General features: G+C 69.1%; 22 protein-coding genes. 16 read left to right on the forward strand and 6 right to left on the reverse strand.

Going from position 1 to position 25557, the window contains the following annotated elements:
• Positions 1 to 192 precede the first annotated feature (192 nt).
• From AC1DES_RS03635 to AC1DES_RS03685, 11 genes are all read left to right on the forward strand, one after another.
• Complete coding sequence (locus AC1DES_RS03635) at positions 193 to 1008, forward strand: maleate cis-trans isomerase family protein (protein WP_476894313.1); 816 nt, start codon at positions 193 to 195, stop codon at positions 1006 to 1008.
• A gap of 59 nt (positions 1009 to 1067) precedes the next feature.
• Positions 1068 to 2390 (forward strand): MFS transporter, encoded by a 1323-nt coding sequence (locus AC1DES_RS03640; protein ID WP_476894314.1) that lies wholly within the window; start codon positions 1068 to 1070, stop codon positions 2388 to 2390.
• Complete coding sequence (locus AC1DES_RS03645; protein WP_476894315.1) at positions 2387 to 3700, forward strand: CaiB/BaiF CoA transferase family protein; 1314 nt, start codon at positions 2387 to 2389, stop codon at positions 3698 to 3700. Before AC1DES_RS03640 ends, AC1DES_RS03645 begins: the two co-directional genes overlap by 4 nt.
• The gene (locus AC1DES_RS03650; RefSeq protein ID WP_476894316.1) at positions 3697 to 4470 is read left to right on the forward strand and encodes an enoyl-CoA hydratase/isomerase family protein; all 774 of its coding nucleotides are present in this window, start codon (positions 3697 to 3699) and stop codon (positions 4468 to 4470) included. The genes AC1DES_RS03645 and AC1DES_RS03650 overlap by 4 nt, the downstream gene beginning before the upstream one ends.
• A gap of 92 nt (positions 4471 to 4562) precedes the next feature.
• A complete protein-coding gene (locus tag AC1DES_RS03655) occupies positions 4563 to 5048 on the forward strand; it encodes an SRPBCC family protein (RefSeq protein WP_476894317.1) in 486 nt (161 codons plus the stop codon).
• A gap of 160 nt (positions 5049 to 5208) precedes the next feature.
• On the forward strand, positions 5209 to 5394 hold the full coding sequence (locus AC1DES_RS03660) for a hypothetical protein (protein ID WP_476894318.1): 186 nt from the start codon (positions 5209 to 5211) through the stop codon (positions 5392 to 5394).
• A 253-nt stretch (positions 5395 to 5647) separates the two neighbouring features.
• Positions 5648 to 5905, forward strand: a complete 258-nt coding sequence (locus tag AC1DES_RS03665; protein ID WP_476894319.1) for a hypothetical protein — start codon at positions 5648 to 5650, stop codon at positions 5903 to 5905.
• A 130-nt stretch (positions 5906 to 6035) separates the two neighbouring features.
• Positions 6036 to 6800: a YcnI family copper-binding membrane protein gene (locus tag AC1DES_RS03670; protein ID WP_476894499.1), complete on the forward strand. Its 765-nt coding sequence runs from the start codon at positions 6036 to 6038 to the stop codon at positions 6798 to 6800.
• Between the two features lie 101 nt (positions 6801 to 6901).
• Positions 6902 to 7549 (forward strand): DUF4232 domain-containing protein, encoded by a 648-nt coding sequence (locus AC1DES_RS03675; RefSeq protein WP_476894320.1) that lies wholly within the window; start codon positions 6902 to 6904, stop codon positions 7547 to 7549.
• 130 nt (positions 7550 to 7679) lie between these two features.
• Entirely contained in the window at positions 7680 to 12752 is a 5073-nt protein-coding gene (locus AC1DES_RS03680; protein ID WP_476894321.1) for an Lhr family helicase, read from the forward strand.
• Entirely contained in the window at positions 12745 to 13596 is an 852-nt protein-coding gene (locus AC1DES_RS03685; protein ID WP_476894322.1) for an Fpg/Nei family DNA glycosylase, read from the forward strand. Before AC1DES_RS03680 ends, AC1DES_RS03685 begins: the two co-directional genes overlap by 8 nt.
• A gap of 193 nt (positions 13597 to 13789) precedes the next feature.
• Here the strand turns inward: AC1DES_RS03685 and yczE are convergent, their stop codons facing one another.
• Positions 13790 to 14422, reverse strand: a complete 633-nt coding sequence (gene yczE / locus AC1DES_RS03690; RefSeq protein ID WP_476894323.1) for a membrane protein YczE — start codon at positions 14420 to 14422, stop codon at positions 13790 to 13792.
• A 61-nt stretch (positions 14423 to 14483) separates the two neighbouring features.
• Here yczE and yczR point away from each other — a divergent pair, with 61 nt between their 5' ends.
• Positions 14484 to 15986: a MocR-like transcription factor YczR gene (gene yczR / locus AC1DES_RS03695; protein WP_476894324.1), complete on the forward strand. Its 1503-nt coding sequence runs from the start codon at positions 14484 to 14486 to the stop codon at positions 15984 to 15986.
• Between the two features lie 153 nt (positions 15987 to 16139).
• Here the strand turns inward: yczR and AC1DES_RS03700 are convergent, their stop codons facing one another.
• Positions 16140 to 16832, reverse strand: coding sequence for an SRPBCC family protein (locus tag AC1DES_RS03700; protein WP_476894325.1), 693 nt, complete (start codon positions 16830 to 16832; stop codon positions 16140 to 16142).
• Positions 16825 to 17520, reverse strand: a complete 696-nt coding sequence (locus AC1DES_RS03705; protein ID WP_476894326.1) for a helix-turn-helix domain-containing protein — start codon at positions 17518 to 17520, stop codon at positions 16825 to 16827. Before AC1DES_RS03705 ends, AC1DES_RS03700 begins: the two co-directional genes overlap by 8 nt.
• A gap of 351 nt (positions 17521 to 17871) precedes the next feature.
• Between AC1DES_RS03705 and AC1DES_RS03710 the strand changes: the two genes are divergently transcribed.
• Positions 17872 to 18819 (forward strand): RluA family pseudouridine synthase, encoded by a 948-nt coding sequence (locus tag AC1DES_RS03710; RefSeq protein WP_476894500.1) that lies wholly within the window; start codon positions 17872 to 17874, stop codon positions 18817 to 18819.
• A 78-nt stretch (positions 18820 to 18897) separates the two neighbouring features.
• Positions 18898 to 19533, forward strand: coding sequence for a DedA family protein (locus AC1DES_RS03715; protein ID WP_476894327.1), 636 nt, complete (start codon positions 18898 to 18900; stop codon positions 19531 to 19533).
• A 2-nt stretch (positions 19534 to 19535) separates the two neighbouring features.
• Here AC1DES_RS03715 and AC1DES_RS03720 read toward each other — a convergent pair whose 3' ends face one another.
• From AC1DES_RS03720 to AC1DES_RS03730, 3 genes are all read right to left on the reverse strand, one after another.
• Entirely contained in the window at positions 19536 to 19841 is a 306-nt protein-coding gene (locus tag AC1DES_RS03720) for a hypothetical protein (protein WP_476894328.1), read from the reverse strand.
• Between the two features lie 290 nt (positions 19842 to 20131).
• Positions 20132 to 22951 carry a phosphoenolpyruvate carboxylase gene (gene ppc / locus AC1DES_RS03725; protein ID WP_476894329.1) on the reverse strand — a complete coding sequence of 940 codons (2820 nt, stop codon included), beginning with the start codon at positions 22949 to 22951 and terminating at the stop codon, positions 20132 to 20134.
• A 232-nt stretch (positions 22952 to 23183) separates the two neighbouring features.
• On the reverse strand, positions 23184 to 23858 hold the full coding sequence (locus AC1DES_RS03730; RefSeq protein WP_476894330.1) for an NADPH-dependent F420 reductase: 675 nt from the start codon (positions 23856 to 23858) through the stop codon (positions 23184 to 23186).
• Between the two features lie 116 nt (positions 23859 to 23974).
• Between AC1DES_RS03730 and AC1DES_RS03735 the strand changes: the two genes are divergently transcribed.
• Positions 23975 to 24616 (forward strand): TetR/AcrR family transcriptional regulator, encoded by a 642-nt coding sequence (locus tag AC1DES_RS03735; protein ID WP_476894331.1) that lies wholly within the window; start codon positions 23975 to 23977, stop codon positions 24614 to 24616.
• A gap of 57 nt (positions 24617 to 24673) precedes the next feature.
• A complete protein-coding gene (locus tag AC1DES_RS03740; protein ID WP_476894332.1) occupies positions 24674 to 25546 on the forward strand; it encodes a DUF1684 domain-containing protein in 873 nt (290 codons plus the stop codon).
• Positions 25547 to 25557: the final 11 nt, after the last annotated feature.

The following is a 25557-nucleotide window of genomic DNA, read 5'->3' on the forward strand; positions in this document are numbered from 1 at the left end:
CTGCCGCCTGCCACCTGCCACCGACTTTCTTCTCGAGTGTTCATCCTAGCCAGCCGTCCCTCCTCCGGGGCCATGACCGTTGACACATTCAGGATAAACCCGCAGGATGGGTTGGGAAACCACAATGTGGGTTTAGTTCATGCCAGTCACAGGCAGACGGATGAAGATCCGGATAAGGATATGGAAGCGGCAATGACAGCACCTGAAGCACAAGGCGCCCACCAGGCGTCCGGAAACGGTGAGGGCAGCTCAAGGATCGGCCTGATCGTTCCCAGCTCCAACACGACCATGGAGACCGAACTCCCGGAGATGTTCCGCCGGCAATCCAACGCCACCGGGCACTCCTACACGTTCCACTCCGCCAGGGCGGCCCTGAAGAGCGTGACACCTGAAGAACTGGCGGCCATGGTCGCCAAGGCCGGGGAATGCGCAACGGCCGTGTCCGACGCCGACGTCGACGTCATTGCCTACGCGTGCCTGGTGGCCGTGATGGCCCAGGGGCCCGGAGCCCATGAGGGCTCCGAGGAGGTCATCGCCGCGGCAGCCGCCGGGAACGGGCATCCCGCTCCCGTCACCAGCAGCGCCGGGGCGCTGGTCCGGACCCTGCAGGCAATGGGCGCACGCAAGGTTGCCATGGTCACCCCGTACCTGCCCGAGCTGACCAAAATGGTCGCCGACTACATCGAGGGCGCGGGGATCGAAGTGCAGGACGTGATCGGCCTTGAGGTGGCGGACAACCTGGCGGTCGGCCGCCTGGACGCGGCCCAGCTGCCCTCCATAGCCGCACGCCTGAACCACACGGGCATTGACGCCCTGGTGCTTTCCGCCTGCGTCCAGATGCCTTCCCTGGCAGCAGTCCAGGAAGTGGAGGATGCGCTCGGGATCCCCGTCGTCACGGCGGCCACGGCCACAACCTACGAAATCCTCCGGGCACTCGGCCACGAGCCGGCCATTCACGGCGCCGGACGGCTGCTTTCGGGCCTCATGGCGCCCGTCGCCGCAGCCTAGTCGCCAGTAAACAAATCCAACGTGGGCAGCACGCCCACACGCGTCAGAACAATGGAGTGATGATGACAGTTCAGGAAGTGACCCGTGCGCAGGCCGTACGGCGTGCCACGATCGCAAGCGTAGTCGGGACCACGATCGAGTGGTACGACTTTTTCCTCTACGGCACGGCGGCGGCGCTGGTGTTCCCGCAGCTGTTCTTTCCCGGCCAGAACGCCTTCGCCGGCGTCCTGGCGGCGTTCGCCACCCAGTTCGTCGGCTTCGTAGCCCGCCCTGTGGGCGCGGCCATCTTCGGGCATTTCGGTGACCGCATCGGCCGCAAGACAACGCTCATGGCCACGCTGTTCCTGATGGCTTTCGGCACCGTGCTCATCGGCCTGCTGCCGACCTACCAGAGCATCGGCATCGCTGCGCCGATCATTCTCGTGCTGCTGCGCATCATCCAGGGGATCGGCGTCGGCGGTGAGTGGGGCGGCTCGGTCCTGCTGAGCATGGAGTGGGGCCACGAAAAGCGCCGCGGCCTCTCCGCCAGCTGGCCGCAGATGGGCGTGCCTATCGGGCTCGTCCTCTCCACCGGCGTCGTCCGCATCACGTCCGGAATCACGGGTACGGAGGGCTTCGCCGCCTATGGCTGGAGGATTCCGTTCATCCTCAGCATCCTGCTGATCGGCGTTGGCCTCTTCGTCCGGATGCGCGTCGTCGAAAGCCCGGAGTTCGAGGCTGTCCGCAAGGCCAACAAGGTGGTCAAGAACCCCCTGATCGAGGTCTTCAAGCGCCAGCCCAAGCAGGTCCTGCTGACAGCACTGGTCCGCACCTCGGAGCAGGCGCCGTTCTACCTCTTCATCACCTTCGTGCTCACGTATGCAGTCAAACAGCTCAAGCTCAACAGCAACTCGATCCTGGACGACACCCTCATTGCCGCCGCGCTGGGCCTGATCAGCATTCCGGTCTTCGGCCGGCTTTCGGACAGGTTCGGCCGGCGCCGCGTCTACGGGATCGGCATTGTCCTGACCGCCGTCTTCGCCTTCCCCTACTTCGGCCTGCTCAACACCGGCAATGCGCTGCTGGTGGGGCTGGCTATCATCCTCAGCCTGCTGCTCCACGACGTGCAGTACGGGCCGCAGGCGGCCCTGATTGCTGAAAGTTTCGACGCCGATATCCGCTACACCGGGGCCGGCATGGGCTACCAGCTCGCAAGCGTCGTCGCCGGCGGACCCGCCCCGCTCATCGCGGCCGCCCTGCTGCAGGCCACCGGCGACTCCACGGCCATCTCCATTTACATCATCATCTGCTGCGCCATCAGCATGCTCGCGTTGATCCTGCTGCCGAAACTCTCCAAGTCACTCGCTGCCCCGGCACCGGCACGTGTGGAGGGCCTGGTATGAGCGTCCACAGCACCGGCGTGAACGGCACAGACGTGATCAATGACGCTGCCCCGGGCTGGAGCGCACGCGGACGCGACAGGCCCGCCGCGCGGGCAGCCGGACTGCCCACGGCAACCGATCCGGGCACCGCCCTGGGCGATCTGGTGGTACTGGACCTCACCCGTATCCTCTCGGGCCCCTTTGCTACCATGACCCTTGCCGATCTCGGTGCCGACGTCATCAAGATTGAACAGCCCGGGACCGGCGACGACACCCGGCAGTGGGGGCCGCCGTTCCAAGGCGACGAGGCGGCATATTTCCTTTCGGTCAACCGGAACAAGCGCAGCCTCGCAGTCGATCTCAAATCGCCGGAGGGCCTGCAGATCGTCCAGGAGCTTGCGCGCCGGGCTGACGTCGTGGTCGAGAACTTCAGGCCCGGAACAGCCGCCCGCCTGGGACTGGGCTATGAAGAACTGTCCCGCGAGAACCCCGGGCTCGTGTACGCCTCCATCAGCGGATACGGGCAGACCGGCCCCGAAGCCGACCGGGCCGGGTACGACGCCATCGCCCAGGCACGCAGCGGCATCATGAGCGTCACCGGCGAGACTGACGGCCCCCCGGTCAGGGTGGGCGTCAGCAGCGCCGATCTGGTGGCCGGCATGTGGGCCACCATCGGCATCCTCGCAGCCCTTCACGAGAAACAGCGGACCGGGACGGGCCAGTGGGTGGACATCAGCCTGCTGGACGGCTCCGTTTCCTGGCTGACCTACGTTTCGAGCGGGTATTTTGCCAGCGGGGAAATCCCCAAGCGCTACGGATCGGCCCACCCGACCATCGCCCCCTATCAGGCCTTCCCCACCGCGGACGGGTTCGTCATGGTCGCCGTCGGAAACGACAGCCTCTGGCGGAAGTACGCCGCCGCCGTCGGCCGCGGCGATCTGGCCGCGGACGACCGCTTTGCCACGAACCCGTCGCGGGTCGCCCAGCGGGAGACGCTGATTCCGCTGCTCGAAGACGTCATGCGGGGACGGACCACCGCTGAATGGGTGGCCGTCCTGGATGCGGCGGGAGTACCGGTAGGACCGATCCAGACCGTGGACGAGGCCTTGCGGGATCCGCAGGTCCTTGCCCGGGACATGGTGTCCGAGCTCGTGCACCCGACTGCAGGGCCCATGAAAGTGGTGGGCTGCCCCGTCCGGCTGACAAGGACGCCACCGTCTGTCCGCACGGCCCCGCCGACGCTGGGCCAGGACACGGACGACGTTCTCGCGGGGCTGGGCTTCAACCCGGACCGGATCCGATCGCTGCATACGAGCGGGGCAGTCCAGTGACGGCCGCCGCGGAGCAAAGACTTGACCTTCCGCCCGCTGCCGCAGCCGGCCGTGTCGCCGTCCTGGAGGTGGGAACCGGTGAACGGTTCAATGCACTCAGCTCCCCCCAGTGGCGTGCGCTTGAAGTGTCGGCGCGCAACCTGGCAGCCGATCCCTCAGTCCGGGCGGTCGTCATACGCGGCGCCGGCGGAACCTTCTGCTCGGGCTCGGACCTGAGGGAGTGGCAGGACGCCACCGGAGCCGACGTTTCCGACGCCTTTTCCGCCATCGAGGGGGCGCTGCAGGCCATCGAATCCATCCCCGTTCCCACGGTGGCGATGGTGCAAGGCGTCGCCACGGGGGCCGGCTGCCAGCTGGCGCTGGCCTGCGACCTCCAGGTCCTCGAAGCACCCGCGCAGATCGGCATGCCGATCGCACGGCTGGGCATGCTCATTCCACCGACCTTCGCCAACCGGATGTCCTTGCGGATCGGTCCGTCCCGGACCAAGGATCTCCTCTTCGGCGGCAGGCTGCTGACCGCCATGGAGGCCCTGACGATCGGCCTGGTGAGCACGGTCGTGCCCGCCGGCGGCGCCCCCGAGGAGGTGGCCCGGCTGACCGGGCGGTGGAGTGCGATGTCGCAGGCGTCCCTGCGGGCGTCCAAGGCCGCCGTGAATGACGGACTTGCCCCGCTGGAGAGCCCGGCCCGCGCCCTGCCGCAGGGCCCGGCGTCGGACGGCGAGGAATTCTTCCTTCGGGTCAACCGCTTCCTGCGCCGCAAACGCGCCTAGGGTCCGCACCAGGGCCTGTTGACCGCGGGCCCGCGGCTGAGTACGGTCGTGCGCATCTACCGGGCTCGCGACGTCACCAACAGGAGGCTCCGATGGGCAGCGCAGACTACGAATTCACGACCGTGTGGCGGGTAGCGGGGTCCCCGGAGGAAGCTGCGGCCATACTCGGTGACGTCACCACGCTGCCCCGCTGGTGGCCGTCCGTCTACCTCAGCGTCGAACCGGTCACCGGCGCACCGGAGAGTGGACGGGCCGGGCTCCCCCGGCCCGTCCGGGTCCATGCGAAGGGCTGGCTTCCTTATACGCTGCGCTGGACCCTCACGGTCACCGAGCCCGTGACGAGCCGCGGCTTCGCGCTGACGGCGGACGGGGACCTCATCGGAACGGGCCGCTGGGCTTTCGAGCAGGACGGCCCGGAAACCGTCATCACCTATGACTGGCGGGTCACGGCCGCAAAGCCGCTGCTGCGGCGGCTTGGCTGGATACTGAAACCAGCGTTCGCAGCCAACCACCGGTGGGCCATGGCCCGTGGCCAGGAGAGCCTCGCCCTGGAGCTGCGCCGCCGCCGGGCACTCTGACCGCACTCTGGCATCCGGGCCGACGGGCGCCACCCCGCCTGGCGGCTGGACGCCTGCACAACAAGGCCCCTGCGACTCAGCCGTTTGGCCATTGAATCCGGCAACCTCCCCGCGGTTAGCTAAGTCACATCAACATTCCCCCGTGACCCCAGGAATCATCGTGACTTTGCAATACATCCGGGCCGCCAGCGGCCCCGCCCGCTGGGACGACGTCGACGCTCCGGCAGCCCTGGCACAAACGGCCAGCGCATCACAGGGCACCCTCGCCGGGATGGACGCGTGGCCGGCCGCCAACGGATCCTGCCCGGACGACTGCCATTACTGTTCGGGACCCGAAACGGACTAGGAGGAGGACCTCCCCGGATTCCCGATAGAATCTGGGGAACGCCGGCCGCTAGTCACCAGGGAGGACTTCGTGCGCAAACACTCCGCCCGGACGCCTTTCCATTGCCTCCGTGCGGCCATGATCGCCACGGCCATGGTGACGCTTGCCGCCTGCGCCCACGTCCTGGCCGGCGGCCAGCTTCCGGCGGCCGGGATCCTGTTTGCCGTCGTCGCACTGGCCGGGCTCGCCAGCACCGCGGCCACCCGCCTCAAGCTTGGCTTCCCGGCGGTGGGGGCCCTTCTGGGCGCTGGCCACCCTCGCCTGCGCGCTGCTGCTGGCCCGGGGCGAGGACGCCTTGTGGGCCCTCGCCGCCTGGCTCCGTCCGCTGATCCAGCTCCCTACCCCGGTGCGGCCCGAGGCGGGCGCGGTTCCGGCGGCCGCCGGCTGGCCGGAGGCCGCTGCCCCGCTGCCCTGGCGGAACGAGCGGCCGGACTGCCGCCGCGGCCCGCCCGCCTCCGTCGCCCTTCCCTGACATCCCCCGGCTGCGGCCGCTCTGCCTGACCATCGCAGGCTATTCCGCCGCGCCGTCCCGCTTCTGCGCCCCAGCCTGCAGTGCTGCGCGCACGCCTGAAAGGCAACCCCTCTTGAAACGATCACCGAACATGCCTGCGCTCCGGCGGCCCCTTCCGGCGACGGCCGCAGCCCTGGGTACGGCGGCCCTGATGCTCGCCGGTACATCCGCCGCTTCCGCGCACGTCGAAGCCACTCCCGACTCGACCGCCGCCAATTCCTATGCCCTGCTCACCTTCGCGATCCCGCATGGCTGCGACACCTCCGGAACCACCAGGATGAGCATCACGCTGCCCGTCGAACTCAACGATGCGCAGCCCACGGTCAACCCGAACTGGACCGCCCAGAAGGTCGTGGAGCAACTTCCCGAACCGAAGAAGATGGCCGATGGCACGTCCGTCACCAAACGGACCAGCCAGATCATCTACACGGCCAAGGCACCGCTGGACCCGGAGCTCCGCGACACCCTGGTGCTCTCGGTGAAACTGCCGGACGCTGCGGGGAAGACCCTCTACTTCCCCACGCTGCAGAACTGCCAGCAGGGGCAGACCGACTGGTCCCAGGTCCCGCAGCCCGGCCAGGACGAGGAAGCCCTCAAGGCGCCGGCACCGTCCGTGACGATCACCCCGGCGGCCGCCGACGGGCACAGCGCCCACGCGGCCGGCTCCGCGGCAGCCCCGGACACGGCAGTCCCAACCGCGGCGGTGACCGACGACGGCGCCGGTGCCCGGAGCTGGGCCGGACTGGCTGCCGGCCTTGGCGGTCTGCTGCTCGGCGGGCTGGCGTTGGTCCGCAGCCGCACGAAAAGGGGACTCGGCGCGGCCGGTTCGGCACCCGATTCGGGACGCAAGGAGTAGCTGACCTCGGTTGATGCCCGGAAATTACAATCCGGGCATCAATCAGGCTCCGCCGACGTGGCGTCGTTGACTAAGGCAACTCCGGCCACGAAAGTTGAGCCATGAGGTCTCAGCGAATGAAAAACGGACTGCTTGTCACGACGGCGGCTGCCGCAGCAGCGCTCCTGCTCAGCGGCTGCGGGGCCAGCCAGCCGCAGGGCCAGGCATCCAACTCCCCGGCGTCGTCCGCGGCGAGCACCCCGAGCCAGTCCGACGCTTCGGGCGCGGCCCAAGGCCCGAGTGCGACTGCTTCCACCACCCAGGCTGCGCAGCCGTCCACGCAGGCGGGACCGGCCCTGTGCAAGGCAGCAACCCTGGCTGCCAGCACGGACTCCACCGGTGGCGGCGCGGCCGGCAGCGTCTACATGAAGTTGATCCTGACGAACACGGGCACCGAGCCGTGCTTGTTGAAGGGCTTCGCGGGCGTCTCCCTGGCAGCCGACGCTAACGGCGAGCCGATCGGCGCCGCCGCCACGCGTGACGAATCCACCCCGGTCGCGGACGTGCTGCTCGCGCCGGGGCTGGCCGGATCTGCGGTGCTCCGCTACACGCAGGCCCGCAACTACCCGGACTGCACGGTTGTGTCCGCTGCCGGCTACCGGATCTATCCTCCGGAAGACACCGCATCGCTGTTCCTCGCCCAGCCCACTGACGCCTGCAGCAATGCGGGGATCAACCTGCTGACCATCGGGGCCTTCCAGGCCAAGTAGCCTGTGCCGGGCACGCCGGGACGGCACCGCGCTGGAGTCCGCTGCGCGGAACCGGCTCGGATACCGCGCACTGATTCCGGCGCCAGCACCGGCGCCAAATAGTGTCGGTGCGGTAAGGCATGATGGAGGAATGAAGGGGCAGGAGCTCGCCGGCGGCACACTTGCGGCCGACGCCATGGACCGGTTCAGCCGGCCGACCCGGGACTGGTTCCTGGGTGCCTTCTCCGCGCCCACCCCGGCCCAGAACGGCGCCTGGCACGCCATCTCCTCCGGTTCCCACGCCCTGGTGGTCGCCCCCACCGGCTCCGGCAAGACGCTCGCGGCGTTCCTTTGGGCTTTGGACAGGCTGCTGGTCTCCGCGCCGGCCGAGCCCGAGCAGCTGCCCGGCATGGCCGCGGAGGCAGGGAAGGGCGCCCGCCGGAAAGCACCCAAGCGGAAAACCCGGGTGCTGTACATTTCCCCGCTGAAGGCCCTTGGCGTCGACGTCGAACGCAACCTCCGCGCCCCGCTGATCGGCATCACCCAGACCGCCAAACGCCTGAACCTGCCCGCCCCGCTGATCACCGTGGGCGTCCGGTCCGGGGACACGACGACGGCGGACCGCCGCTCGCTGCTCAGCCACCCGCCGGACATCCTCATCACCACGCCCGAATCGCTGTTCCTGATGCTGACCTCCAAGGCACGGGAGACGCTCAGCGAAGTGGACACCATCATCATCGATGAGGTCCACGCCGTGGCCGGGACCAAGCGCGGCGCGCATTTGGCGGTGTCGCTGGAACGTCTGGACGCCCTGTTGCCCAAGCCTGCCCAGCGGATCGGGCTCTCGGCCACGGTGGAGCCGCGGGAGCTCGTGGCGCAGTTCCTGGCCGGTTCGGCACCGGTGGAAATCGTGTCCCCGCCGTCCCGGAAGAACTGGGACCTGACCGTCTCGGTCCCGGTGGAGGATATGTCCGACCTGCCGGGCGCCGCGGCGGCGTTCGACTCCGGGCCGTCGTCCGGGCTTCAGCCGCAGGCCTCCATCTGGCCGCACGTTGAGGAAAAGATCGTGGACCTGGTGCTGGCCAACCAGTCCACCATCGTGTTCGCCAACTCCCGCCGGCTCGCCGAACGGCTGACCGCGCGCCTCAACGAGATCTACGCCGAACGCCAGCTGGTAGCGGCCGGCGGCGGCTGGGACGCTCCCGCGGGCGCCGGGCCCGCGGGCGGCGGGCCCGCGGGCGGCGGTTCAGTGCCGGCGTCGACTGCCACGCCCGCGCACATGATGGCCCAGGCCGGCAGCACGGCCGGCGCCGATCCCGTCCTCGCCAGGGCGCACCACGGCTCCGTGTCCAAAGACCAGCGCGCCATGATCGAGGACGACCTCAAATCCGGGCGGCTGCGCTGCGTTGTCGCCACGTCCTCGCTGGAACTGGGCATCGACATGGGCGCCGTGGATCTCGTCGTGCAGGTCGAGTCGCCGCCGTCGGTAGCCAGCGGCCTGCAGCGCGTGGGCCGGGCCGGGCACCAGGTCGGGGAGATCTCCCAGGGCGTCCTGTTTCCCAAGCACCGCGCCGACCTTGTGCACACCGCCATCACCGTGGAACGGATGCTCGACGGCAAGATCGAACGCCTCAGCGTCCCGGCCAACCCGCTGGACATTCTGGCCCAGCAGACCGTTGCTGCCACCGCACTAGGCGCCATTGATGTAGAGGAATGGTTCTCCACGGTCCGGCGTTCCGCGCCGTTCGCCTCGCTCCCCCGGTCCGCCTTCGAGGCCACCTTGGACCTGCTGGCCGGACGGTACCCCTCCGACGAGTTCGCGGAACTCCGGCCCCGGATCATCTGGGACCGCAATGCCGGCACCATCGAGGGCCGGCCCGGTGCGCAGCGGCTGGCCGTCGTCTCCGGCGGAACCATCCCGGACCGCGGACTGTTTGGCGTCTACATCATCGGCACCGAGGTGGAAGGGGCTGGCTCCTCGGGCGGTGCAGGCGCCGACGGCAGAGCCGCCAGCCCGTCCACAGCAGCGGCGAAGGGCGGCCGCCGCGTCGGCGAACTCGACGAGGAGATGGTCTACGAATCCCGGGTCGGGGACATCTTCGCCCTCGGCGCGACCAGCTGGAAGATCGAGGACATCACCCACGACCGCGTGCTGGTCTCTCCCGCCTTCGGGCAGCCCGGCAAGCTCCCCTTCTGGAAGGGCGACTCCCTCGGCAGGCCCGTGGATCTGGGCCGGGCCCTGGGCGCCTTCGTCCGCGAACTGTCCGCGTCCGACGTCGGGCCCGCCACGGACCGCTGCAAGGCCAGCGGCCTCGACGACTACGCGGCCAACAACCTGATCCAGTATCTCGCCGAACAAAAACTCGCCACCGAAGTGGTTCCCAGCGACACCACCCTCGTGGTGGAGCGCTTCCATGACGAACTCGGCGACTGGCGGGTGGTGCTGCACAGCCCCTTCGGCATGCCGGTCCACGCGCCCTGGGCGCTGGCCGTGGGCCAGCGGCTGCACCAGCGCTACGGGATGGACGGCTCCGCCATGGCAGCCGACGACGGCATCGTGCTCCGCGTACCCATGATGGAGGACGAGCCCCCCGGCGCCGAGCTGTTCCTTTTCGACCCCGAGGAACTTGAGCAGATCGTCACGGCAGAGGTCGGCGGGAGCGCCCTCTTCGCCTCCAGGTTCCGCGAGTGCGCCGCCCGGGCGCTGCTCCTGCCCCGGCAGACCCCCGGGAAACGGCAGCCCCTGTGGCAGCAGCGCCAGCGTTCGGCCCAGCTGCTGGATGTCGCCCGGAAATACCCCACATTCCCCATCGTGCTGGAAACGGTGCGCGAATGCCTGAAGGATGTCTACGACCTCCCCGCGCTGAAAGACATTGCCGCCTCGATCGAACGCCGCGAGCTCAGGATCGTTCAGACCACCACCCAGCAGCCCTCACCGTTCGCCAAATCCCTGCTGTTCGGCTATGCCGCACAGTTCCTCTACGAGGGCGATTCCCCGCTGGCCGAACGCCGGGCGGCCGCGCTGGCCCTGGACTCGACCCTGCTCAATGAGCTCCTCGGCCGCGTGGAGCTGCGCGAGCTCCTCGATGCCAGCGTCATCGACGCCACCGAGCGGGAACTGCAGCGGCTGACGCCGGACCGGAAAGTGCGCGGGCTGGAGGGGGTTGCTGATCTCCTGCGCCTCTTGGGACCGCTCACGGCACACGAAGTCGCCGTCCGGCTCGAGCCCCCGCACGGCGGGGAAGCCGCTGGAGCCGAGCCGGTCGACGGAGCTGAGCCAGTCGACGGAGCTGCTGGCTCCGGGGTGAAGCCTGCCGCGGAGGCCGGGCTTGTCGAAACCCCGTCCCTCGTCGCCGAAGCAGGCACCCACCTCGCGGCCCTGCACCGGGCCAACCGCGCCATCCGCGTGAACCTCGCAGGCGCCGAACGCTACGCGGCAGTGGAGGACGCCGCCCGGCTGCGGGATGCGCTCGGCGTTCCGCTACCCATGGGCGTGCCCCTGGCCTTCATTGAACCGGTCGCGGATCCACTGGGTGACCTCGTCTCGCGGTACGCCCGCACCCACGGGCCCTTTACGGCCGCCGAAGCCGCCGCCCGGCTGGGACTCGGTGTCGCCGTCGTCGGCACCGCGCTGAAGCGTCTCGCCGCGGACGGTCGTGTGGTGGAAGGCGAGTTCCGCCCGCACATCTCGTCCCCGGAAGTACCAGCCGCCGCAACGGGACCGGGCACTGAAGCCATGCCGGCACCAGCCGTTCCCGCCGCTCCGACGCTGACCGGAGCCAGCGAATGGTGCGACGCCGAGGTCCTGCGCAAGCTCCGCCGCCGCTCGCTCGCCGCACTGCGCGCCGAGGTGGAGCCAGTCGACGCCGCCGCGTATGGCCGCTTCCTCCCGGCCTGGCAGAACGTCCGCACGCCGGGCAGCCGCCGCGGCCAACCTGCTCTCCGCGGGCTGGACGGGATCATCACGGCAATCGACCAGTTGTCCGGCGTGCCGGTTCCGGCCTCCGCCTGGGAGCCGCTAATCCTGGCCAGCCGTGTGGCCGACTACCAGCCCGCCATGCTGGACGAACTCATGGCCGCCGGCGAGGTCCTGTGGTCCGGCGCCGGCTCGCTGCCGGGAAATGACGGATGGGTGAGCCTGCATCTGGCCGACTCGGCGGAACTGACGCTGAACCCTGCCGTGGATTTCGAGCCCGGCGATGCCCAGCAGCGGCTGCTGGACCACCTGCAGAACAACGGCGGCGGCTACTTCTTCCGGCAACTTACCGAGATTGCCGGCGGCATGGACTCCGTCCTCAGTGACCAGGCGGTGGTCTCCGCGCTCTGGGACCTCGCCTGGGCGGGCCGGGTCACCGGCGACACCTTTGCCCCGGTGCGGGCATTGATCGCCGGCGGCCACACGGCCCACAGGCAGGTCGCGCGGGCACCGCGGGCACGCGCACCCCGGTTGAGCCGGCTGGGACGCGCCCACGGCACCGGGCTCCTGGGCTCTCCGGGCCTTACCGGCGGCCGCTACGGAACGGTCACCGGAGCGGCGCCAACACCTCCGCTGGCCGCGGGCCGCTGGTCCGCACTCCCGGCCCCCGAACTCGACGCCACCATCCACGCCCGCGCCACAGCGGAGCTCCTGCTGGACCGCTACGGCGTGGTCACGCGGGGATCGGTCATGGCGGAGAACATCCTGGGCGGCTTCGGCCTGATGTACAAGGTGCTTGCCCGGCTGGAAGAAGCCGGGCGGTGCCGGCGCGGCTACTTCATCGAGCACCTTGGGGCGGCGCAATTCGCCGTCCCCGCCACGGTGGACCGGCTCCGGTCCTTCACGGAAGACACCCAGCTCTCCAAAGCCGAGCCCGTGGCCCTGGCCCTCGCGGCGACGGACCCCGCGAACCCCTACGGTGCGGCCCTGCCGTGGCCGGCACTCAGCATCGAGGCCGGGACCGGCCACCGGCCGGGCCGGAAAGCCGGCGCCCTGGTGGTGCTGGTCGACGGCGCCCTGGTCCTCTATGTCGAGCGCGGCGGCAAGACCCTGCTCGCGTTCGACGACGACGCCGAGATCCTGGCCGCGGCCGGCGCCGCACTGGTCGGGGTCGTGACCCGCGGTGCGGTGGACAAGCTGATCATGGAAAAGGTCAACGGCCACGGCATCCTGGACACACCCGTCGCCGTGGCCCTTGCCCATGCCGGCGCCTACTCCACCCCGAAGGGACTGAGAATCCGTGCCTGAGGGTGACTCCGTCTATCGCGTGGCCGCGCAGCTGCACGCCGCCCTCGCCGGCCAGCAGCTCATCTCCTCCGACTTCCGGGTGCCACGTTTCGCCACCCTCAAGCTGGAGGGCTGGACGGTGACCGAGGTAGTGCCGCGCGGCAAGCACCTGCTCATGCGGGTGCAGGGTCCGGCACAACAAGACGGGCTGACTATCCATTCGCATTTGAAGATGGAAGGGGCCTGGCAGATCTACCCGCCGGGAGGCCGGTGGCGGAAGCCCGGATTCACGGCCCGGTGCGTGCTTCGGACCGCGGCGGCAGACGCCGTCGGATTTTCCCTGGGAATCCTGGAGGTGGTGCGGACCTCGGAGGAAGACTCAATCGTCGGGCACCTCGGCCCCGACCTCCTGGGCCCGGACTGGGACCTGGCCGAGGCCGAGCGGCGCATCCGTGACGCCCCGGACGTCCCGATCGGCGTCGCACTCCTGGACCAGCGCAACCTGGCGGGCATCGGCAACATCTACCGCTGCGAGGCGTGCTTCCTCTCGGGGGTCCACCCGGCATCACCGGTATCCGCGGTGCCGGACCTGGCCGCCATGATCACCCATGCCCAGGTCCTGCTGGCGGCCAATCGTGGACCGGGCCGGCGCACCACCGTTCTCAATCCGCGCGGTGTGCCCGTCGGCCGGACATCGGGCCTGCCCGGCTACTGGGTGTACCGCCGCGAGCACCAGCCCTGCCTCAAGTGCCGGACCCCGGTCCGCCGGGGGGTCCTGGCCAGGGACACGGGCACCGAGGAGCGGGACATCTACTACTGCCCGACGTGCCAGCCCCTCCCGGGGACCGGCCCGAGCCCGTCATAGCTACACTCATGACGCGGCAACGAGCCTGCGACGCGCTAAATATCCAGGGTCACCCGAACTCCGGTAGCGAGCGGGGATCTGCGCGTCGCGAGAAAAGTACCGCGTCGTCAGCTTGCTGGCCCGGATGCGGGCGGGCGGGCGGATGGGCGGGGCGGACGGGCGGGGCGGACGGGCGGCTGAATGCGGCCGTGGCTCAGGGCGCGGCTACCGCCGGATCGCCGGCCACCGCCGGAACCTCGGGTACTTTCACTTCCGGCGCGGTGAACCGCGGCAACAGCAGCTGCACCAGCGGGCCGATGGCCAGCGCATAGACCACGGTCCCGACGCCGATGGAACCGCCCAGCAGCCAGCCGGCACCCAGCACCACCACTTCGATGCCTGTCCGGGACGTCCGCACCGACCATCCCGTGCGCCGGGCCAGGCCCGTCATCAGTCCGTCCCGGGCCCCGGGGCCGAGACGGGCGCCAATGTAGCAGGCGGACGCGATTGCGTTGAGCAGCACGGCTCCGGCGAGCATGCCGATCTGTCCGCCGAGATGCGAGAACTCCGGGATCAGCGCCAGGCCGAGATCCGCGAAGACTCCGACCAGCACGGCATTGCAGAGCGTGCCGACCCCGGGCCACTGCCGCAGCGGGATCCACAGGAGCAGCACCAGGAAGCTGACTGCCACCACCACGGTTCCGATGCTCAGCCCGGTCTTGACCGCGAGGCCCTGATGGAAGACATCCCAGGGGTCCAGCCCGAGTCCCGCCCGGATGAACATCGCCAGGGAGACGCCGTACATGGCGAGGCCGAGCAGGAGCTGGAGGAGTCTGCGGGTCATCATGGAACCCATCCTCTCGGATAACTGGCCTTGTAATCCATAGCCAGTTTGAGATACTGGCCTTATGTCCGGTTCCCTCACGTCCAGTTCACTCGCCCGGCTCCTGGGCGAGTGGAACCTTGGCGCCGCCCCCGCCTACCGCGAGCTGGCCGACGTCGTACGTCTCCTGGTCCTGGACGGCCGCGTCCCGCTGGACGTCGCGCTGCCGAGCGAACGCTCCCTGGCTGCAACACTGGGCATCAGCAGGACCACCGTGACCGCCGCGTATTCCTCGCTGCGGGAACAGGGCTTCCTGAGCACGGGCCAGGGCAGCCGCGGCCGAACCTGCATTCCGCACCGCGGGCCGCAGTCGCGCAACCGCGAGGGCCGAGGCCCGGACGGAGAACCCCACCTCAGCGGCGCGCCCGGCGTGGCCGTACCGGACGGGCTCCTGGACCTGGCCTACGCCTCCCTGCCCGCCAGCGGCGAAGTCGTCCACCGCGCCTTTGCCGCCGCGCTGACGGAATTACCGGCGCTGCTGCCGGGCTTCGGCTACGACGCTTTCGGAGTCGCTGCACTGCGCGAGGCGATCGCGGCCCGGTATTCCGCCGCTGGGGTGCCCACCACCGCCGCCCAGATCCTCGTGACCTCGGGCGCGCAGCACGCCCTGAATATCGTACTGCGGACCCTGGCCGGCCGTTCGGACAAGGTCCTCGTGGAGCACCCCAGCTACCCCAACGCGCTGGATGCCATCCGTGCCGCGGGGTGCCGGCCCGTAGCGGTGGCCATGCCACCCGCCGCCGCGATGGGTCAGCCCGGCTGGGATCTCGAGGCCATGGAGGCCGCCCTGTGGCAGCAGCGGCCGGCGATGGCCTACGTGGTGCCGGACTTCCACAATCCCACCGGCCGGCTGATGTCCGATCCCCAGCGGCGCCGGCTGGTCCGGGCGGCTGCTGCGTCCGGGACCGTGCTGGTGGTGGACGAGACCCTGCGGGAGCTGAACCTCGACGCCGCTCCCTCCACGCCGCTGGCGGCTTTCAGTCCGGCGGTGGTGTCCATCGGTTCACTCAGCAAATCGCACTGGGCCGGGCTCCGGACCGGCTGGATCCGGGCCGGCGAGCCGCTCATCCAGCGCTTCGCCGCCTCCCGCACCACGATGGACCTCGGCGGTCCGGTGGTCGAGCAGCTGGCGGCGGCCCATCTGGTCAATGCGCTCTCGGAGCCACTCCCGGCCCGGCTGGCGGCCCTCCGCGACAACAGGAACACGCTCCTTGCGCTCCTGGCCGAGTATCTGCCCACCTGGCAACCGGAAAGGCCCGACGGCGGCCTGTCCGTGTGGTGCCGCCTCCCCGTTCCGATCAGCACGGCCTTGACCGTGATCGCTCCGGAGTTCGGCATCCGGCTCGCGGCCGGACCCAGGTTTGGCGTGGGCGGCGCCTTTGAGCACTACCTGCGCGTACCGTTCACCCTTCCGCCGGAGCAGCTGGAGACCGCCGTGCTGGCCCTGCGCGCGGCCCAGGACCGGCTGGAGGCGGCGCCACAACTGCGGCGCAATCCCGCAACCGTGCCCGCCGCCGCCATCGCCTGACCGTGGCGCCAGCAGGGCCGCCCCGGCGATTTCTGGCCGGCAATGACCTGGCGACGCCGAGTCGATCCTGCACTGCGCAAATGATCTGGCGACGCCGAATCCGGGTCGCGCCAGGGCATTCGCGCGTCACCAGAGAATATGCGCGTCGCGGGGTCAGGCGTAGGTCTTCTCCAGGAATCTGCCCCAGGCCTTGGCCGTCGCTTCCGAGTCCCCGCGGCCGCTGAAATCGTGGACGGTCATACCCACCGGTGCGCCGAACGCATTGCGGCCAAAAAATCGGTACAGCGCGTCGGACGTGCGCAGGCCGAGGAAATCTTCATTGGAGAAGTCGACTTCCCCGGACAGCCGGCCCACGCCGTCGGGCTCGAGCTCGACCGGGTCGCCCACTGCCGAGCCGCCCACGCCGAGTGCCCTCTTCAGCCGCATGAAGCCGTCCGGGGTGTGCGACGCGGCGGGCGCCTGGACGTCCGTGAAGACCACAGGCCTGCCGTCGAAATACTGCAGGTACTGGCCCAGGGTGTGCAGGTAGAACGCGGTGTGCTTGCTGGCGCCGTCGTACTGCTCGTCCCAGTTGTCCGCGAAGATGCCACTGTGGACATAGTGCAGCCGGGCGCGGCCGCCGTCGAGCGGCTCCAGCACGTGTTCCAACTGGTTGAACCAGCCGTCAGGCCCCTCCATCCGGGACACCAGGTGAGTGGGGTGCTCATCCACGGTCCGGACGGCCGGCCACTGGTCCGTAGGGAACATCCACGCCGGGGTGCCCTCGGTGACGGCCTCCCAGACCCGCTCCGGAGTGCCGGGCAGCTCGGTGTCGTAGACGATTTCGAAGTTCCGTTTGTCAGTCATTGTCCTGCTCCTTTGCGGATGGGGTTCTGGGCGATGCCTTAGGTGATGCCTTCAGTGCCGGATGAAGGGCGACGACGATCCTGTGCCTTCGGCCGCCGCCCTCCGAGGCCGTTGCCTCGGTGCTTGCACCGCCGTCGTCCGCCCCGGAGCCCATTCCGGAGCCGGTTCCTCCGTTGTGGTATTTGTCCACGAGCCGCGTCACTGCGACGCCGAGCTCCTCGGCGAAGGCAGCCCGGTCCGCGGCGGAACGAAAGGTGATCTCGCCGTCGATGGCAAAGGTGGCGAGTTTCTGCCGGGCCGCCGCGGCGCCTGCAATCAGCTGGCCCATTTCCTGGACCATGCGGCCGGCGAGCGCCAGCAACCAGAAGGCAGAGAACCGGTCAGAGAACCGGTGCGGGTCCGGCGCTACGGACGCCAGCGCCGCCGGGGAAATCAGGTAAGAGGCCGCCGTTGCCTGCAGGATGCGTTCGGTGACGTTGCCCCTGCGGCGTTCCTCCACGAGCTCCACGAGACCGTGCCGCTCGAGCGCCTTGAGGTGGTAGTTCACCTTCTGCCGCGGCAGCCCCACTTTAGCGGCAAGCTGCGTGGCGGACCCGGGCTCGGAAAGCTCCCGCAGGATGCGCGTCCGGATCGGGTCCAGCGAAGCCTCCGCCGCGGCCGGGTCCTCGATCACTTCGATGTCCAGCATGCATCAATCATGCTCACCGACAATTTTATTTGTCAAGAACTTTTTTCTCGTCCGTGGACGGTGCGTCCGCGCTCGCCGAGTTCTCCGACTTCGCCGAGTTCGCCGGAAGCGTGCGGATTCGCCGGAAGTTTCCCTGCGAACCCGCAGGCTTCCGGCGATTTGGCGCGCAGATCGGGGCACGAAGCGGCGCGGGACGGAGCGGCTCGGCGGTGGAGGGGTGCATCGACGGGCACGGAGCGGCCCGGCGGGGGACGATCGCACCATCTGGCGGCGCGAAGCAGGGCCGGGCGGGGCCGTGGTCGGTTCCCGGCGCGACGGGCCTAAGGGGCGGACACGTAGAATGGACCGGTGATGCAATCCCCTCTCCCTGTGCGCGACGGCGTCAACGCGACCCGCCTGCGCCTCCCGGACGAGGGCCCGTGGGACACCGCCATGGACTACATGATGCACCGCTGGGGGCACATCGACCCGCAGGGCATCGAGGACCGGTTCGACGCCGGGGAGATCGTCGGCGAAGCCGGCACCGCACTGGACCGCGCCACCCCGCTGCGGGACCACACCTTCATCTGGTACTACCGCACGCTTCCGCCGGAGAACCGCATCCCGGTGGAGCTGGCCATCCTGCACCAGGACGACCACCTGCTCGTGGTGGACAAGCCGCACTTCCTTCCCACCACGCCCGGGGGGACCTACATCCAGGAATCCGCGCTGGTCCGGCTCCGGAACCAGCTCAAGCTCCCGGACCTCATCCCCATGCACCGGCTGGACCGGATGACCGCCGGGATCCTGCTGCTGTCCACGAATCCCGAGACCCGGGGCAAGTACCAGGTGCTCTTCGAGAAGCGCCAGGTCCAGAAGGAGTACGAGTGCGTGGCCGCCGCGGAGCCCGCACCCGGACATCCGGGCGTCGATTTCCCCGTGGTGGTCCGCAACCGGATGACGAAGTCCCGCAGCTACCTGCTCGCCCAGGTGATCGACGGCGAGCCCAACGCGGAGACCCGGATCGAACGACTGCGGACGTTCACCGCCGGCGAGCGTGAATCCGCAGGCGAACCCCGGCGACACGCGTTGTACCGGCTCGAACCCCATTCGGGGAAGACCCACCAGCTCCGGGTCCACATGGCGTCCCTGGGCCTGGGCATCATCAACGACGCTTTCTACCCCGAGCTGCTGGACAAGGCCCCGGACGACTATTCCAGGCCACTGCAGCTCCTGGCCCGCGGCATCCGCTTCGTGGATCCCATCACCGGCAAGCCGGTGGAACACCGCAGCGGACTGGACCTCAGCCAGGCCCGCTAAACCCGTCACGTCGCCGCACCCGGCCGCGGACGACCGCCCGCAGCCGCCACGCAGCCGGAAGTGCGGTACCTTGTGCCCATGGACTTGGGCAATGCGGACAGCTGGGGTGCCGCGATCTATCTCTGGATCTTCCCCATCGTCGTCGGCGACGCCATTTTTCCCCCGATCCCCTCCGAAATGCTGGTCATCACCGGCGGCGCGCTCTCCGCCGAGGGACGTGCCAACGGCTTCCTCGTGGCACTTCTCGCGGCTCTTGCCTCCTGGCTCGGCGACCTCATGGTGTTCCAGCTCTTCAAACGGCGCCTGAGCCATGTCCTCGACCGCTGGAAATGGGGCCGGACGTTCCACGCGGGAGTCCACGCGGCCATCGCCCGGGCGGGCAGGTCCTCCACCTACGGAGCGATCATCGGCGTCCGCTTCATCCCCGGCGGCCGGCTCGCGACGACAGCCGCGGCAGGAATTGCCAACGTATCCACCCGCGGCTTCAGCCTTTGCGCTGCCCTCGGCGGAGTCCTTTGGGCCATCTGGTCCGTCGCACTCGGCTATTTCACCGGTTCGGCAACAAGACTGCCGTTCTGGGCCAGCTCCCTGATCGGCGTCGGCGTCGGGCTCGTGATCGGCGCCACCGTGGGCGTCATCGTCACGAGACGCCGGGGCAGCCGCTCCCCCGTGGATTCCCACGCCAACGACCCCGACGAGGAACTGGACTTCTGACCTTAGACTCGCACCCAGCGGCCGCGGCTGCGGCGGAGCACGGTGAGGGTTCCGGTCAGGGCAACGCGTTCGACGGCGTCGCGCATCATCCCCGCGGATTCCCTCGCCTGACTGTTCTCGCCACTGTAGGAGGCGGGGTCGACCAGGAAGCGCAGGTTCAGCAGTGGGACGCCGCCGGCCAGATCGAGCTGGTTCGATTCCACATGGTGCCTGGTCTCCAGCGCCTCCACGGCCGCCGCCATCACGGCTTCCGGCGGGTTGCCCGGCTTGAGCCCGGTGATTTTCAGTCTGGTCTGGAACGACGGCATACAACAACCCTAGCCGCCCCTCCGATCCTCCCGCAGATCCTTCCCGAGACGACCGGACCCTCCCGCAGATCCTGCCCGAATCCCACAGACGCTCCCTCAGGTCTTGAGGCAGCATCCCAAAACCACCCCCCACACCTGAGGGAGCATCCCAAAACCACCCCCCACACCTGAGGGAGCATCCCAAAACCACCCGCCACACCTGAGGGAGCGTCCCTAAACCACCCCCCACACCTGAGGGAGCATCCCAAAACCACCCGCCACACCTGAGGGAGCGTCGAAAGGGGTGGAGGTTAGCCGGTGTTGCGCAGGCCGGCCGCCACCCCGTTGACGGTGATCAGCATGGCCCGCTGGAGTCGCTCGTCGATCTCGGCGCCGGACAGGCTTTCCCCTGCTGCAGCCTCCGCGCGGACGCGGCGGAGCAGTTCCACCTGCAGGTAGCTGATCGGGTCCAGGTACTGGTCCCGAATCTCCAGGGAGCGCTTGAGCGTGGGCTGAGCATCGAGGAGCAGGTCCTCCCCCGTAAGGTTCTGGACCTCGGCAACCGTGAGCTCGTATTCGGCCCGGATGGCGCGGAACAGGTGGTGCAGGCCCCCGGGCACGAGGGTGGAGACGTAGTAGCCGGCGATGTCCATGTCCGTCTTGGCCAGCGTCATTTCCACGTTGGAGAGCACCGAGCGGAAGAACTGCCAGCCGTCCATCATCTCCACGAGCTGGGCCGCGTGCCCTGCCTCCCGGGCGGCTTTGAGGCCGGACCCGACGCCGAACCAGCCCGGGACGATTTGCCGGGACTGCGTCCAGCCGAACACCCACGGGATGGCCCGCAGGCCCTCCAGCCCGGCGCCGGAATCTGGCCGCTTGGACGGCCGCGAGCCGATGTTCAGTGAGCCCAGCTGCTCCACCGGTGTGGAGGCCATGAAGTAGGCGGGCAGATCGGGATCATCGATGAGGGTCCGGTACCGCGCGAAGGCGGCGTCGGAGATGGTCTCCATGACGTGACCGTACCGTTCCCGCTGGTCCTCCGAGGTGCGCGGGGTCCGGTGCAGCGCCGAACCCTGCATCACGGCGGCCAGCGAAAGTTCAAGGTTTTCGCGGGCGAGCTCGGGCAGCGAGTACTTGTCAGAAATGACCTCGCCCTGCTCGGTGAACTTGATTTCGCCTTCCAGCACCCCGTTGGGCTGGGCCATGATGGCGTCGTAGGTCGGACCGCCGCCGCGGCCCACGGAGCCGCCGCGGCCGTGGAAGAGCCGCACCCGGACGCCGTGTTTCGCCGCGATGTCACGGAGTTTGCGCTGGGTCTTGTGGATTTCCCACTGGCTCGTCATCACCCCGGATTCCTTGTTGGAGTCCGAGTAGCCCAGCATGATTTCCTGCACGTCGCCGCGCAGCCGGACCAGCTCGCGGTAGGACGAATCAGAGAGCAGCTCGTCCACGATCTCGGCCGAGGCACGGAGCTCCTCCACGGTCTCCAGCAACGGTGCGAAGCCGATCCTGGCGTAGGGCGTCTCGCCGAAGAGGCTCACAAGTCCGGCCTCGCGGGCGAGCACGGCCGCGGCCAGGACGTCGTCCGCGCCGCGGGTCATGGAGATGATGTACGTCTCGATGACGTCGGGGCCGTAGGTGCGCAGGGCACGGCGGATCTCACGGAAGACGTCGTAGGTGCCGTCTGCGACGCCGTCGAGCTTGATCGGGTGGCCGGAGAGCGGCCGGCGGGAGGCAAGCTCGGAGCCGAGCACCTCCAGGCGCTCGGCACGGCTGAGTTCCGCGTACCGGACTCCCGGGCCGCCGAGGCGGTCCATGAGCTGGCCGACGGCGTCGTGGTGGTGATCGGCGTGCTCGCGGATGTCCAGGGTGGCCAGGTGCAGGCCGAAGGAGGCGATGGCCCGGCGGACGCGGGCCAGGGCGCCATCGGCGGCAAGCGCCCCGTGGTGGTTCCGCAGGGACCGTTCCAGCAGGCTGAGCTCGCCCAGGAGCTCCGCGGTGGCGGTGTAGTCGCGGCCGGCCTCGTGCGACGCCCCGGCAGCCACGCGCCGGGCGGTGTTGAGCAGTTTGGCCTTGATGCAGGTCAGCTTGAGCCGGTAGGGCTCCTGCGCGTTGAGCTCGAGGACGCGGCGGTCCAGGCCGGGCAGGTTCCCCAGGTCGACGTTGATCGAGTCCAGGAGCGCCTGGTCCGCCCCTGCGAGCGCCGTGGAGTTGGACAGGATGGAGATGAGGCCGTCGATGAGGCCGATGCTGATCCGCACCGCGTGCTGGTTCTGGATCTGCAGGATCTCGCGGGTGACGGCGGCCGTGACGTTCGGGTTGCCGTCCCGGTCACCGCCGATCCAGGAGCCGAACCTGATCGGCGCCCTCCCGGCGGGGAGCGTGACACCGTGCTCGCCAAGCAGTTCCGAGAGATCCGAGAGCATCTCGGGCAAGGCATCGCCGAGGATGCCCGTGAGGTAGTAGATGGCGTTCCGCGCCTCATCGACAGGAGTGGGCCGGACCTGGCGGAGCTCGTCCGTCTGCCACATCTGGTCGATCACTTCAGCCAGGTGGCGGTCCTGGCGGCGTCGCGCGGAGGTGCCCTCCTCCGTGGATTCGGCCAGGATGTCCGAGAGCCGGCGGATCTTGTCCAGCACCGAGCGGCGGGAGGCCTCGGTGGGGTGGGCGGTGAAGATGGGGCGGACATCGAGTTCGTTCACGACTTCCTGCAGCACCGTGGTGCCGGCCTGGTCGGCGATGTCCGTGACGGCCTTGGCGAGCCAGCCGTCCTTTTCCGCCCGGGTGCGCAGGCCGCGGACCCGGTGGACCTGCTCGGCGGCGTTGGCGAGGTGGAAGTAGAACGCGAAGGCGCGGACCAGGTCGGTGGCCTGTTCCAGGGGCAGGGAGCCGAGCAGCTCACGGACCTGGGCGACGACGTCGTACGAGCTCCACGGGCCGGTGGCGTCCGCGCCGCCCCGCGCCGCTTCCTTGGATTCCTTGGTCAGCAGGCGCACCTGCTCCACGAGCTCCAGTAGCTCGGGGCCGTGCTGGCGGACCAGGGACTCCCCGAGGAGGGTGGAGACCCGGCGGACGTCGGCCCGCAGTTCGGCGGCGAGATCGGTGTCGGAATGCATTGCAGTGTCAGCCATGGAAACGATTCTTTCGAGGGTTCGACTTGGCTCGTACACTGCGCTGGATACTGTGAGCCCGGTTACTTCTTCCCAAGGAATGTTACCCGCAGCCCGGGCAACGCTGGAATCCGTCTCAGATAGTGTCAGGCGCGCCCAGACCGGCGCACGAGGCCCGCACAGTTCGCAGTTGGTGCCGTTCCGAGGCGTCGGAACGGCACCAACTGCGCGCCGATTGGGGCCGCAGGCGGGGCTAGCGGGCGATCTTGAAGTTGAAGTCGCCGGTACCCAGCGCGCCCCAGAGCCGCAGCCAGATCGGCATGATCATTTCCGCGCCGCGGGCGCTCGTAATGTCGCCGAGGTCGATCACGTCCCGGTGGCCGAGGCCCTTGAGGATCTCCGTCACGGCCGCCTTGACATCGGCGTCGTTTCCGGAGACGAACACCGAGTGGTCCCCCCCGGCCACGTGGGCGGGATCGACCATCACGCTCGCGGTCATGGTGTTCAGCGTCTTGACGACCTTCGCTTCGGGGAACGTCCGCTGGATCTGTTCGCCGAGGCTGTCCGTGTTCACGGGGTTCAGCGACGGCGGCATGCCCTGGGAGAAGTCGAGGGGGTTGGAGACATCCATGATCACTTTGCCCGCCAGGTTCCCGGCGGCGCCCAGCGCCTGGAGGGATCCTCCGCCGTTGGTGGCGTTCACGATGAGTTCGCTCCCGTCGGCGGCGTCCGCGAAGGTGGCAGCAGCGATCTGGCCGTGCGCAGCGTGCCACTGGGCGAACGGCGGGGTGCCCATCATGTCCGGCTCTGTCCTGGCAAGCGTCGCCTGCGGATCGCGGGTTCCGATGGCAACATCGTGGCCGAGGCCTGCCAGCGCGCCTGCGATCGCGCGGCCAACCATGCCCGTTCCCATTACAGCAATCTTCATAGCATCCTCACTCTGAATCGATGAAGCAGACAGGTCCGTCTACCGTTGGGCCTGACGCTATCAGACAGATCTGTCTACGGCAAGCATAGACAGACTTGTCTGTGTACCATTGAGTCATGACGCCGCCCGCAGCCACCGCCACCCCGGGTGCCCGCACACCCGCCGGTCACGCCAAGGAGAAGATCCTGGCCACCGCCTTCCGGCTCTTCTACGCCCAGGGGCTTAGGGCGGCCGGAATCGATACGATCATCGCCGAATCCGGCGTCGCCAAGGCCACGTTCTACAAGTATTTCCCGGCCAAGGACGACCTCGTCCTGGCGTATCTGGAGAAGGTGGACGGCATCTGGACCGGCCAGCTCCACGCCGCGGCCGAGGCAGCCGGACCGGACCCTGCCGCCCAGCTGACAGGCCTCTTCGACGCCCTGGGAACGGCGTGCCGCCGCGACGGCTACCGTGGCTGCGCCTTCATCAACGCCGCGGCCGAGTCCGCGTCCGGCACCCGCGTCCATGAGCGGACCGTGGCCCACAAACAGCACATCCGGGCATGGATCCAGGACCTGGCCGTCCGCGCCGGGGCGGCGGATCCGGACCAGCTCGCCCGCAGCCTCACCCTGCTGCTCGACGGCGGCCTGGCGAGCGGCGTGCTCGACGGCGACCCGGCCGCCGCCGCCGCGGCCCGCGCCGCTGCCGCCCAGCTGGTGAACCTCAGCCTCGGAACCCCATCCAGCCCAACTGACTCTCAGCAGGGGCCGTTTTGAGGCCTCAAAACGGCCCCAAGTGCGAGCTAGTTGGGCTGACACCCCCTGGAGGTGCCCGTGAATGCTTCTGAACCCGGGGCTGGCTCGAGGCCCGCACCCGATTCAGCGACCAACCCCCGGCTCGCCCGCTGGCAGCGCTTCCGGCACAGCCGCAACGCGGCCCTCGCCGCCGACCACGGCTGGCTGACCCTGACCTCGTTCCAATGGCTGGAGCGCCGGCCGGCCGCCGTCGACCTCACCCCGGGGCTGTGGTCCACTGACGGCACGACGGCGTTCCTCACCGCCACTGCCGCCGACGGGCTGACGCTCGTGGAGACCGGCGAGCCCGTAGACGGCACCATCAGGGCGGCGCTGTCGGATGAGGAATCGCTGATGTGGGTGCAGTACGGCGGTGAGGACGGCCGCCAGGTGGTGGTGGAACTTGCCATGCGGGCGGACCAGTACGCGATCCGCACGCGGGATTCAAAGTCGCCGGTCTTCACCGAATTCGACGGCGTGCCCACCTTCGACTTCCGGCCGGACCTCGAGGTCGAAGCCAGGTTCGTGCCGTACCCGGAACCCGTGGACGTTCCCATCGGCACGGCCAACCCGCTGGTGGACGGGGTCCACCGCTCCGTGGGCGAGCTCGTGTTCCGGCTGCCGGGCAAGGACCACGAGTTCCATCTTCAGGCCGAGGAGGAGAAGCTCGGCGCGTTGACGGTCACGTTCCACGACGAGACCAACGGGGAATCCACCGATGAATGGCGCAAGGTCTCCACGGCCCGGCCCCGCGTCGATGCCCTGGGAAACCGCACCGTGACCCTGGACTTCAACCGGGCCATCAACTACCCCAGCGCGTTCACGCCGTACGGGACGTGCCCCATGCCGGTGAAGAACAACAGCCTGGACTACCGGATCGAAGCCGGCGAGAAGGAGCCCGCCCTTTTCTAGGGCGACCGTGT

Source organism: Arthrobacter sp. 05T442, from assembly GCF_056395945.1.